Origin of the sequence: Micromonospora sp. NPDC049048 (assembly GCF_043197615.1) — a bacterium.
GTDB lineage: Bacteria > Actinomycetota > Actinomycetes > Mycobacteriales > Micromonosporaceae > Micromonospora.
Genome location: NZ_JBICTM010000002.1, coordinates 675,076 through 686,475 on the forward strand (window position 1 = coordinate 675,076; position 11,400 = coordinate 686,475).

The 11,400-nt window shown below is 75.8% G+C and carries 11 protein-coding genes; 3 read left to right on the plus strand and 8 right to left on the minus strand.

Annotated elements, in window-relative coordinates:
- Positions 1-148 precede the first annotated feature (148 nt).
- On the plus strand, positions 149-1,102 hold the full coding sequence (locus ACGFIG_RS08495) for a hypothetical protein (RefSeq protein WP_393000552.1): 954 nt from the start codon (positions 149-151) through the stop codon (positions 1,100-1,102).
- Between the two features lie 25 nt (positions 1,103-1,127).
- On the opposite strand, the gene ACGFIG_RS08500 is transcribed toward ACGFIG_RS08495, so the two are convergent.
- The gene (locus ACGFIG_RS08500) at positions 1,128-2,726 is read right to left on the minus strand and encodes an amidohydrolase (protein ID WP_393000554.1); all 1,599 of its coding nucleotides are present in this window, start codon (positions 2,724-2,726) and stop codon (positions 1,128-1,130) included.
- 202 nt (positions 2,727-2,928) lie between these two features.
- Between ACGFIG_RS08500 and ACGFIG_RS08505 the strand changes: the two genes are divergently transcribed.
- Positions 2,929-3,495, plus strand: coding sequence for a sigma-70 family RNA polymerase sigma factor (locus tag ACGFIG_RS08505; RefSeq protein WP_393000556.1), 567 nt, complete (start codon positions 2,929-2,931; stop codon positions 3,493-3,495).
- An 88-nt stretch (positions 3,496-3,583) separates the two neighbouring features.
- The gene (locus ACGFIG_RS08510) at positions 3,584-4,375 is read left to right on the plus strand and encodes a zf-HC2 domain-containing protein (protein WP_393000558.1); all 792 of its coding nucleotides are present in this window, start codon (positions 3,584-3,586) and stop codon (positions 4,373-4,375) included.
- 110 nt (positions 4,376-4,485) lie between these two features.
- On the opposite strand, the gene ACGFIG_RS08515 is transcribed toward ACGFIG_RS08510, so the two are convergent.
- The 7 genes from ACGFIG_RS08515 to ACGFIG_RS08545 all read right to left on the minus strand — a co-directional run bounded on the left by ACGFIG_RS08515 (position 4,486) and on the right by ACGFIG_RS08545 (position 11,350).
- Complete coding sequence (locus ACGFIG_RS08515) at positions 4,486-5,235, minus strand: ABC transporter ATP-binding protein (protein WP_393000560.1); 750 nt, start codon at positions 5,233-5,235, stop codon at positions 4,486-4,488.
- On the minus strand, positions 5,232-6,242 hold the full coding sequence (locus ACGFIG_RS08520; RefSeq protein WP_393000562.1) for an ABC transporter ATP-binding protein: 1,011 nt from the start codon (positions 6,240-6,242) through the stop codon (positions 5,232-5,234). Before ACGFIG_RS08520 ends, ACGFIG_RS08515 begins: the two co-directional genes overlap by 4 nt.
- Complete coding sequence (locus tag ACGFIG_RS08525) at positions 6,239-7,108, minus strand: ABC transporter permease (RefSeq protein WP_393000564.1); 870 nt, start codon at positions 7,106-7,108, stop codon at positions 6,239-6,241. The genes ACGFIG_RS08520 and ACGFIG_RS08525 overlap by 4 nt, the downstream gene beginning before the upstream one ends.
- Positions 7,101-8,144, minus strand: a complete 1,044-nt coding sequence (locus ACGFIG_RS08530; protein WP_393000566.1) for an ABC transporter permease — start codon at positions 8,142-8,144, stop codon at positions 7,101-7,103. The genes ACGFIG_RS08525 and ACGFIG_RS08530 overlap by 8 nt, the downstream gene beginning before the upstream one ends.
- Positions 8,141-9,733: an ABC transporter substrate-binding protein gene (locus ACGFIG_RS08535; protein ID WP_393000568.1), complete on the minus strand. Its 1,593-nt coding sequence runs from the start codon at positions 9,731-9,733 to the stop codon at positions 8,141-8,143. The genes ACGFIG_RS08530 and ACGFIG_RS08535 overlap by 4 nt, the downstream gene beginning before the upstream one ends.
- A gap of 248 nt (positions 9,734-9,981) precedes the next feature.
- Positions 9,982-10,740, minus strand: a complete 759-nt coding sequence (locus ACGFIG_RS08540; protein WP_393000570.1) for an SRPBCC domain-containing protein — start codon at positions 10,738-10,740, stop codon at positions 9,982-9,984.
- Position 10,741: 1 nt separating this feature from the next.
- A complete protein-coding gene (locus ACGFIG_RS08545; RefSeq protein ID WP_393000572.1) occupies positions 10,742-11,350 on the minus strand; it encodes a helix-turn-helix domain-containing protein in 609 nt (202 codons plus the stop codon).
- Positions 11,351-11,400 lie beyond the last annotated feature (50 nt).

An 11,400-nucleotide genomic window follows, 5' to 3' on the forward strand; every position in this document is an offset into this window, starting at 1 on the left:
CCCGTCGCTCGTGCACCTCTTCCCTAGCACGGTCGCGAGTCGATTGCCCACCTCCGGATAGCCTTGGCGTCCTGTCGAGCAGGGCGGACGCCGCGCCCGCGGGCGCGGCGACGGCGACGGCAGTCGAGGACGACGGATGGGTGGGGCGATGCGGAGTTGGGCACTGGTGTCGACCCGGACGGCCCTCGCCGGGGCGACGGGCAACGCCGTCGTGATGGGCGTGGCCGAGGTGAGCACCCCGCTCGGCTGGGTGCTCCTTCCCGGGCTGCTCGGCGTCTCCGCCCGCCCCCGGGTGGCCGCGCTCGTCTCCGCCTGGGCGGCCGTCCTGCTGGCGACTTCCGTGGTCGTTCCCGTCGTCCCCGGGCACCGCGCCGACCCGTGGGCGCTCGGCGCCTCCGTGGCGAGCCTGGCCGCCGTACCCCTGCTGGCCTGGGTCCGCCGACGCCGGGAGCGGCGTGCGATCGCCCGCGTGCCCGCGCCGCGTGACGTCGCCGTGTTCGCCCTGCCCGCCGGGACGGGACGCGCCGCGCTGGCGGTCTGCCGCTCGCCCGGGGAGGTCGCCGCGGCGGTGCCGGTGCGGCGCGACGGCCTGCGCGTCCTTCTCGGCGTGGCGCACGGCGCCACCCTGGCCCGCCCCGAGCACACCCGGGCGCTGGAGTCGGCCTTCCGCCGCGAGGCCCTGCGGCGCGGGCGGTCGCTGCCGGAGATCGCCGCGACCCTCGACGACCTCGTACGGGGCATCGCCCCGGGTGGCTACCTCGCCGCGACCCTCGTGGCGGTCTCCCCCGACGGGCGGGTCACCCTGCTGCGCCACGGCGGCCCGGACGTCGCCGTGCTCGCCGGAACGGAGGTCCGTCCCGCCGCCCTGCCGGACGCCGGCCCGCTGGGCCTGGCCGAGCGGGCGGGCAGCGCGGCGGGAACGCCGGCGGACGCCCGGCGGTTGGCGGTCACCCCGGCCCTCGACGACGCCCGGTCGCGGCGGCTGGCCGAGGAGGCGCTGCGGTCCCCGCGCGCCGTGGACGCCGTGGTCGCGCTGACCGGGCGGCCCGGCGGCGGTCGCCGGACCGGCCCGGCGCTGGTGCTCGACCTGCCGCCCGCCTGACCGCCGGCGAGGAGCTGTCCGGCCGTCAGCGCTGCCAGCGCACGACCCCGCCGACCACGGTGAGCGCCACCGTGAGGTCGCGCAGGGCCGCCGGCTCGACCCCGTACGGGTCGGTGGGCAGCGCGATGAAGTCCGCGAGCATGCCCGGCGTGAGCCGCCCCTTCAGGTGCTCCTCGTAGGAGGCGTACGCGCCCGCCTCGGTGAAGCAGCGCAGCGCCGTGTCGAGATCGACCCGCTCGTGCGGGTCCACGCCGCCGGGCGGGGTGCCGTCGGGCTGCTGCCGGGTCACCGCGGCGTGGATGCCGAAGAACGGATCCGGGTCCTCCACCGGGGCGTCCGAGCCGAACGCCACCGTCGCGCCGGCGTCCAGCAGGCTCCGCCAGGCGTACGAGGCGAGGTCCCGGCCGGCGAGCATTCTGCTGGTCAGGGGGATGTCGCTGGTGCAGTGGGTGGGCTGCATCGACGCGGTCACGCCCAGCCGGGCGAGCAGCGACACGTCCGCCGGCCGCAGGTGCTGGGTGTGCTCGATCCGGTGCCGCAGCCGCCGTACCGCCGTCGGGTTGGTGCGCGCCGACTCCTGCCAGCGCGCGTACGCCCGCAGCACCATCTCGTTGGCCGCGTCGCCGATGGCGTGCGCCGCGACGGCGATGCCGGCCCCGGCCGCCTTCGCCACCAGCCGCTCGAACTCCTCGGTGGGGGTGACCGCGATGCCGTGGTTGTGCGGCTCGCCGTCGTACGGCTCGGTCATCAGGCAGGTGTGGGAGCCGAGCGCCCCGTCGGTGAAGATCTTCACCGGGCCGGTGCTCAGCCAGCGGTCCCCGTCGCCGGTCGCCCAGCCCCGGTCGATCGCCTCGTCCAACGCGGTCGCCGGGATCGTCTTGTGCACCCGCAGCGGCAGCTCGCCCCGGGCGTACAGGGTCTCGTAGGCGGCCCGGCAGTCCTGCCCGTCGAGGTCGTGGATGCTGGTGAGGCCGACGGAGAGCAGCCGGGGCAGGTGGGTACGCAGCTGCGTGACCAGGTCACCGGCGAGCGAGGAGCGCATGACGTCGTACGCCGCGTCCCCCGCCGCCTCCCGCAGGATGCCGGTCGGCTCACCGCGTTCGTCGCGGACGATCTGCCCGCCGATCGGATCGGGGGTGTCGGCGTCGATGCCGAGTCGCCGGAGGGCGGCGGTGTTGACCCAGGTGGTGTGCCCGTCGATGGTGGGCAGCACGGCGGGCCGGTCCGGGCAGACGCGGTCCAGGTCGGCCCGGGTGGGCTGCACCGGCCGGTCCCACTTGTGGCTGTCCCAGCGCCCCCCGAGGAGCCAGGCGTCGGGCGGCAGGGTGGCCGCGTGCCGGGCGATCCGCGTCAACGCCTCGTCGAGGCTGGTCGTGCCGCGCAGGTCCACCTGCTCCAGGCCGCGTACGTAGAGCGCCGAGTGCAGGTGGCTGTCGATGAGCCCCGGCAGCACGGTCATCCCGCCCAGGTCGACCCGGCGGGCCCCGGCGCCGGCACGGTCGCGGCACTCGTCGAGATCCCCGACGGCGACGATGCGCTCGCCGCGCACCAGCATCGCCTCGGCCTGTGGGCGGGCGGGGTCGAGGGTGTGGATCCGGGCGTTCTCGAAAACCGTGCCGGTCATGGGCTGCCTGCTTCGACGGTCGGGTGGGGGCCGTCCATGCTAGACAGCTCCCGGCCGCCGACGCGGGGGTCCCCCGGGTGTACGGGGGCGAGGGCGGTCCGGCACCCGGCCGCTTGCGGTACGCTACCGGACAGTCACTACTACAACCTGTCGTGGTTGTCGTCGGGCAGCCCCCTCCGACGGCCCGACCCGGAGGTGCCGGATGGCTGACGACGCGCAGCTCACAGCGTGGGCGTTGGCTGCGGGACGGGGTGACCGGAGCGCCGCCGCCTGCTTCGTCCAGGCGACCCAGCAGCAGGTCCGACGCTTCCTCGCCGCGCTGGTCTCGCCCCGGGAGGCGGACGACCTGACCCAGGAGACCTTCCTGCGGGCGGTGAAGTCCCTGCCGTCGTACGCCGGACGCTCCTCGACGCGCACGTGGCTGCTCTCCATCGCCCGCCGGGTCGCGGCGGACCACGTACGCACGCTGACGTCCCGGCCACGGACGGTGCCGGTGCCGGCCGGCTACGACGTCCCCGACCCGGCGCTGAGCGGCTTCGACCGGCAGGTCGTGCTCGAACGCCTCATCGCGGCGTTGCCCAGGGACCGGCGGGAGGCGTTCGTCGCCACCCAGGTGCTCGGCCTCTCCTACGCCGAGGCGGCGCAGGTGTGCGGCTGCCCGGTGGGCACCATCCGCTCCCGGGTGGCGCGGGCCCGGGAGGATCTCGTCGCGGCCGTGCGCAGCCGGCCCGGACCGGACGCCCGCCGAGGCCGCGACGCCACCGGCTGAGCCACCTGACCCGCGCTGACCTGCGGCAGGACGAGGCTCGGGCAAACTGCGCGGGAACCAACCACGCCTGCGGGCCGACTACCGGTACATGGGGTGTGAGCAGTGGCGCGAGGTGCTGTCGGCACAGTTGGACGGGGAGGAGACCCCCGCCGAGCGGACGGCGGTGGCGGGTCACCTGGCCGGCTGCGACGACTGCCGGCGGTGGTACGACCAGGCAGCCGCGCTGACCCGCCGGGCCCGGCTGTCGGTCGCCGTGGCCGGGGACGACCGCACCGACGCCATCCTCGACGCGCTGTCCTCGCGGGCGGGTGAGGCGGGGCGGCGGGGCGGATCGACGCCGGGCCCGCGCCGCCGGCGGGAGCGGGTCGTGCTCACCCTGCGGGCGGTCCTGGGTCTGTTCGGGGCGCTGCAACTCGTGCTGGGCCTGGCGCAGATCGGGCGCGGTACGGCGGACGCGCACGCGCACGCGGCGGCCGGCGGGCTGATGTCCGGGCACCTGTGGCACGAGTCGGCGGCGTGGAACGTCGCGGTGGGCGCAGGCTTCCTCTTCGTCGCGGCGCGACGCACACCGCCGACGGGGCTGGTGCCGATGCTGAGCGCCTTCGTCGGCGTGCTGGCGCTGCTGTCGGTCAACGACCTGCTGGCCGGGTGGGTGGACACCACCCGGCTGGTCAGCCACGGCTTCCTGCTCGCGGGCTACCTCGTCGTCGTCGCCCTGTCCCGCCCGGGGCTGCGCCCCGACGGCCCGGCGGGGCGCAGCCGCCCCGACGAGCCCCGCTGGCACCTGCCCGCCGACGAGCCTCCGGAGTCGCCCGGGCTGCGGCTGCTCCCGCCACCGCATCCCGGCTCCGCGCACGTCTCCGATCGCCGCGCGGCCTGACCGGCACCTCCGGCCCTCCGGATCGCCGTGGGCCTGACCAATCTCCGTACCGTCGCGGTCGCCGTGGGCCTGACCGGGTCTCGGGGGCGTCGCGGTCGGCGGTGGCCGGGTCAGGAGGGCGGCGGGGGCGGCAGGTCGACCACCCGGGTCGCCCAGCGGGCCATCAGCGCCGGGTCGTGGGTGATGAGCAGGACGCCGGCAACGTGTTCCCGCTGGTAGTCGGTGATGACGGCCGCGAGGTGCGCCTGGGTGGAGGCGTCGAGCATGGCGGTGGCCTCGTCGCAGAGCAGGTAGTCGGGCCGGTGCACGAGCGCGCGGGCGAGGCAGGCGCGTTGCAGCTGCCCGTCGCTGACCGCGTGGGGGCGGCGGGCCAGCAGGTCGGGCGTGAGGCCGACGAGGTCGGCCAGCTCCGCCGCCCGGGCCCGCGCCTGCTCCTCGGGGGTGCCGGTGGCACGCAGCGGCTCGGCGATAATGTCGGCGAGGCCCAGCCGGGGGTCGGTGGCGGCGCGGGGGCTCTGGAACAGGATCGCGACACGCGTACGGACGGTGGCCGGCAGCCGGTGCCGCGCTCCCGCCAGCCGCTGCCCGTCGAGGGTGACGTGCCCGGCCTCGGGGGCGTGCAGCAGGGCCAGCACCCGGGCCAGGGTGGACTTGCCGCTGCCCGACGGTCCGCGCAGGCCGACCGTCTCACCGGGGGCGACGCGCAGGTCGACGCCGTCGAGCACGCGCCGGCCGCCGTAGGAGACGGTGACCCCGTGGGCCGCGAGCGCGGTGCTGGTCATCCCGGCGGCGCCGGTCATGCCGGCGGATGCTCCGGCGGTGCTGGTCGTGTCGGCGGGTGCTCCGGCGGTGCTGGTCATGCCGGCGCTCCCAGGGTCAGCGGGTGGTGGCAGGCGACCCGGCCCGGGCCGCCGGGCGGGGGCGCGGGCGGGGTGCGGCAGGCGTCGGTGGCGCGCGCGCAGCGCGGGGCGAAGGCGCAGCCCGGCGGCAGGTCGGTGAGCATCGGCGGGTGGCCGGGGACCGGCCGGAAGGCCCGTTCGGGCAGGGCGTCGAGCAGGCCGGCGGTGTAGGGGTGGGCGGGTGCCGCGAACAATTCGCCGGTCGGCCGCCGTTCCACGATCCGGCTGGCGTACATGACGGCGACCGTGTCGGCGACCCGGCGGGCGGCGGCCAGGTCGTGGGTGATGAGCAGGACGGCGCCACCGGCGTCGCAGCGGCGGCGCAGCAGGTCGAGGGTGTGGTCGACCAGGGGCCGGTCGAGGCCCGTGGTGGGTTCGTCGGCGAGCAGCAGAGGCGGGTCGGGCGCGAGGGCGAGGGCGGTGGCCAGGCGCTGCGCCATGCCGCCGGAGAGCTCGTGGGGATGGCGGTCGAGGTCGGCGGGGTCGAGACCGACGTCGGCGGCGACCCGCTCGGCCGCCGCGGGTGCCTCGCGCCGGGTGTGCCCGTGGGCGCGCAGGGTCTCCTCCAGCAGCCGCCGACCCGTCCGTACGGGGTTCAGCGCGGTGGCGGGGCTCTGCGGCACCAAGCCGACGGCGCGTCCGCGTACGGCGCGGGCGAGGTGGCGCTCGGAGGAACCGATCAGGTCGACCCGTTCCCCGGTGGGCCGGCGCAGGAGGGCCCGGCCCGTGACCGTGGCGTTGCGCGGGAGCAGGCCGAGCAGGGCGTGTGCGAGCACCGACTTGCCGCACCCCGACTCCCCGACGACCGCGAGGAGTTCGCCCGGGTGGACGCTCAGGCGCAGGTCGGTGACGGCCCGCACCACGGCGTCGCGGAGCTGGAAGCGGACGGTCAGCCCGTCGACCTCCAGCAGGCCGGGCGGGGCGTCGGTGGCGGGCGGGGCGGGCGTGGGCTCGCGGGTGGTGGTCACAGGTTCAGCTCCGCTCGTACGCGCGGGTCGAGGCGGTCGCGCCAGCGGCCGGTGAGGGCGGCCAGGGCCAGCGTGACGACGACGAGGAGCAGGCCGGGCACGATGCTGGCCCACCAGGCGCCGGTGAGCAGGGACCGTTGCCCGTCGTTGATCATGTTGCCGATCGAGGCGAGGTGCGGGGGCAGCCCGAGGCCGAGGAAGGACAGCGCGGTCTCGTGCCAGACGGCGTGCGGCACCATCAGCGTGGTGGCCAGCGCCAACCGGGGCAGCACGTGCGGCAGCAGGTGTCGGGTGATCACCCGGGCGCGGCTGGCCCCGCCGGAGATGGCGGCGTCGACGAACGGCCGGGTGCGCAGGCTGAGCAGCTCCGACCGGACGATGCGGGCGGTGGAGAGCCAGTGCGTCAGCCCGATCGACAGGATCACCGCGCCCAGGCTCGGGCGCAGCATCGCGACGATGAAGATGCCCAGCAGCAGGTGCGGCAGCGCCGCGATGGTGTCGACCACCCGCATCAGCACGCGGTCGACCCAGCCGCCGAGGGTGCCGGCCACCGCGCCGACGAGGCCGCCGATCACCACGGCGACGAGCGCGGCCACCACGCCGACGAGCAGCGAGACCCGCAGGCCGTAGAGGCTGCGGTGGGCCACGTCGCGGCCCAGGTCGTCCGTGCCGGCCGGGTGGGCCCAGGAGGGCGCGAGCCGGGTACGGGCCAGGTCCACCGCGCTCTCGTCGAGCGGCCAGAGGACGGGGGCGAGGAGGCAGGCCAGCCCCGCGCCGACGAGCACGGTCCAGGCGACGGCGGCACCGGCCCGGCCCGTACGGGGTCTGGCCCGGCGGAGCCGCGCGGGCAGGGCGAGGTCAGTCATCGAGGCGTACCCGGGGATCGGCGGCGGCGTAGGCGAGGTCGGTGCCGAGGTTCGCGGCCAGCACCACGACGGTGGTGGCCAGGGTCGTGGCGGCCAGCAGCGGGAAGTCGCTGCCCAGCGCGGCCTGTACGGTCACCGCGCCGAGGCCGGGCAGCGAGAACACGGTCTCCACCAGGACGGCGCCGCCGATCAGCTCGGGCAGGTGGGTGCCGACGAGGGTGAGGAACGGCAGCAGCGCGGTACGCAGGGCGTGGCCGAACAGGACGGTGCGTCCGGGCAGGCCCCGGGCCCGGGCGGCGAGGACGTGGTCGTCGCGGAGGCTGTCGGCGACGGCGTCCCGGATGAACAGCACGAACCACGGCAGCTGGGCGACGGCCAGCACACCCACCGGCAGGATCAGGTGCCACACGACGTCGGCGGGGTCGGTGCCGGTGGCGGTGATGTCGGTGAGCCCGCCCGCCGGCAGCCACCCGAGGGTCAGGGCGAACAGGGCGATCGCGGCCAGCCCGATCCAGAACACCGGCATCGACTGCACGGCGTACGCGGTGGCGCGCAGCGCCCGGTCGAACCAGCCGCCACGCCGGTACGCGGCCAGCGTGCCCAGCAGCAGGCTCGCCACGAGGACGAGTGCGAGGGCCGCGCCGACGAGCAGCAGGGTCCAGCCGGCGCGGGCGGCGAGCACGGAGGTGACGGGCTCGTGGCGGCTCGTGGACCAGCCCAGGTCGCCCTGGAGCAGGTTGCCCACCCAGCGCAGGTACTGCACCGGCAGCGGGTCGTCGACGCCCCAGTTGGCCCGGATCTGCGCCAGGTTCTCCTCGCTGGTGGTGAACGCCGCCGCGCCCGCGTACTGCTGGGCGGGGTCGATCGGGGAGGCCGCGCCGAGGGCGAACATGCCGACGCTGGTGGCGGCGAGGATGGGCACGGCCACCAGCAGCCGCTGGCGGACCACCTTGCCGGATCCCGCCAACCGGCGCCGTCGACGCGGGGTGGTGCCCCCCGCCGGGGCCGGCGTGGCTGTCGGGGCGGGTGCCGTCACGACTTCCTCGTCCAGGTGTGGATGTTCCACCAGAGGCTGTTGGCGACGTCGTGCTCGTGCGGCTCCACCCGCGGGGTCACCCCGGCGAGCCCGTCCTTCACCACGTAGGTGTGCTGGAGATAGGTGAGGAAGATCCACGGCAGGTCGGTGGCGAGCTGCTTCTGGAAGGTGGCGTACGCGGCCCGGCGGGTGGCCGGGTCGGCGTTGGCGCGGCCGTCCTGCAACGCCTTGTCCACGACGGGCGAGCGGTACGAGCCGGGGTTGAAGAAGCCCTGGCCGGCGAAGGCGGAACCGAACAGCTTGTAGGAGACGAAGTCCGGGTCGTACGGGGTGCCGTAGCCCATGACCAGCGCGTCGCTCTTCATCCGGGGGGTGATCGCGTCCCAGGTCAGCCCCTCGGGCGTGATCTTGATGCCGACCTTCTTCGCGTCGGCGGTCACGGCGAGGGCGAGTTCCTTGCGGAGGCTGTCCGTGGCCGGGTACATCAGCGAGAACGCGGCCTGCCGGCCGTCGCGGACGCGGATCCCGTCCGGGCCCGGCCTCCAGCCGGCGGCGTCGAGCGCGGCGGTGGCGGCGGCCGGGTCGGCGGCGGGCCTGCCGACGATCGAGGGCTCGGCGAACTCCGACGTCGGCGGGACCGGCCCGAACGCCGGTTCGCCCGCCCCGCCGAGCAGGCCGGTGACCATCGCCGCCCGGTCCACCGCGGCGTTCAGCGCCCGCCGCACCGCGAGGTCGGCGGTGACCGGGTTGCCGGCGGGCAGCATCACGCCCCGGTAGTCGGCGGTGGGCACCCGCTGCACCCGGTAGCCGGCCAGCCCGTCGAAGCCGGTGGCCAGCTTCGGCGCCAGCTCCGCCGCGTCGAACTCCCCCGCCCGCATCCGCTGCGCGCGTACGTTGTCGTCGGCGACGAACGCCACCACCACGCCGCTGTTGGCGGGCCGGCCGCCCCAGTACTTCTCGTTGGCCGCGAGCACGAGCCGGTCGCCCGGCGTCCAGGACGTCACGCGGTACGGGCCGGTGCCCACCGGCCTGCGGTTGAACTCGGCCTTGTTGATGTCCTGCCCGGTCAGTGCCTTGGCCGGCACGATGCCGAGGGCCAGCCGCTGCGGGAACGGCGCGTAGGCGTACCTGAGGGTGAAGACCACGGTCGACGGGTCGGGCGCGGCGACCGAGGCGAGCATGTCCAGGTCGGAGCGGAGCGTGGAGTCGACCTTCGGGTCCAGCACCGCCTGGTAGGTGAAGACCACGTCCTGCGCGGTGAAGGGGGTGCCGTCGTGGAACAGCACGCCCTCGCGCAGCCTGGCGGTGACCGTCCTGCCGTCCACCGACACGGTCGGCAGCTCGCGGGCCAGCGCCGGCACCAGCTCGTTGCGGGCGTCGCGGGCGACCAGGCCGTCGAAGATCAGGGAGGCGCCGTCGACGCCGTAGTTCAGCACCGGGTTCAGCGCGTCGGGCTCCCCGGCCGTCGCCACCACGAGGGTGCCGCCACCCGCGCCCGTCGCGGGGGTCGCCGGCGACGAGCAGCCCGCCAGGGCGAGGACACCGGCGACGGCCACCGCCGTCACGCGCTCGGACACACGCGTACGCATCACTTGCTCCCGGGTCTGCTCGTCGTACCGCCCGGTGTCGTGCCGGGCCGGCGTCCTGGTCTGACCGACCGTGCCCGCGGCGGACCACGGTCACGAACGGGCGGCTGCCCCGGCGGTGCTCTGGATCATCGCGCGCCGGGGCAGCCGACCACTAAACGCCAGCATCCCGTAATTGCCAAAGTGATGCAACAAGCCCCCCGTCGGCATGTCGCCCCGGCCACGCCCCGTACGCGCCGGGGCACCTCCGGTCAGCCGAGGGGCAGGGCGGACAACCACTCCTGCCAGGCCCGCTCGGCCCGGGCCGGGTCCTGCCCAGCGGCGAAGACGTGGTGGGCGAGGACGAGAGCGTCGCCCCGCTCGGCCCCCGAGTGGAGGAACCGGTGGAGCGCGTCGACGGTGCGGACACCGACGTAGGTCGGCAGGCCGGCCAGGTCGACGACACCCTCGACCGGCGGCAGGCCGGCGACGGTGAACCGGACCCGGTCGCCCTCGGCGAGCGGACCCGCGACGCCGAAGGCGTCAGCCACGGCCGCCCACGCCCGGTCCGCGCCGCCGACCCCCGGACGGAACGCCGAGACCGGGGTCGCGGTCCGACCGGGGAAGTGGGCGAGGTACGCGGCCAGCGTCCCGAGGTACATGTCCCAACCGACGCGCAGCGCCTCGTACTCGCTCTCCCAGTTGTCCCCGAGCACGCCGCTCTGGACCAGCCGCAGGGTCGTGCTGCCCTGGTCGCGGCCCTCGATCAGGTATTCCATGGCCATGAACGTGCCGTCCGGGGCCGGTTCGGTGCGGTCGGCGAACCGCTTGCCGGGCTCCCACGCGGTGATCGTCGCCTCCTCGACGTGGCCGGCCATCGTCAGGCGGGTCCGGCCGCCCTCGCCCGGCTCGACCTCGCTGCGGCCCATGAACCACGAGTCGATGCCCGGGCCGGTCGCGATGGCCTCCCACACCTGCTCGGGCGTGGCGGCCAACTCGACGTCCTTGCGCAGCTCGAAGTGGTGCCCCATGTCAATGCTCCTCGGTCTGGTTGCTGTCGTCGGGGTCGGCGCTGGGGTGCAGGGCGACCACCATCCGGTGCTCGCGTCCGCCGGGGGCGCTCTCGTCGTGGTACCTGCCGACCAGGGCGGTGACGGTCGCCGCCAACTCCTCGGCGAAGGCCGCTCGGTCGCGTGCGGAGGCGAACCGGACGGTGCCGTCGACGGCGAACGTCGCCACCCGCTGCTTCGTCCGCTCCGCGCCGGTGATGAGGGCGCCGACGTCCTGCACCAGGCGGGCGGCCAGCGCCAGCAGCCACCGCGCCGACAGCCGGTCCGGCGACTGCCCCGGGTCGGGCCGCACGGCGGCGAGGGCCGCGGGCGAGATCACGTACGACGCCGCCGTCGCCCGCATGACCCGCTCGGTCATGTTGCCCTTGCGGCGCTCCTCCACCAGCTCGACAAGGCCGTGCTGCTCCAGCGCCCGGAGGTGGTAGTTGACCTTCTGCCGGGGCAGGCCGACGCGGGCCGCGAGCGTCGCCGCCGAGGCCGGCTCTGCGAGCGCGGCCAGCAACCGGGCCCGCATCGGGTCCAGGGACGCCTCGGCCGCCGCCGGGTCCTCGATCACTGCGATGTCGAACATGACCACAGCGTCCCACCGACAAATTGTCCTGTCAAGACAACTCGAATTGT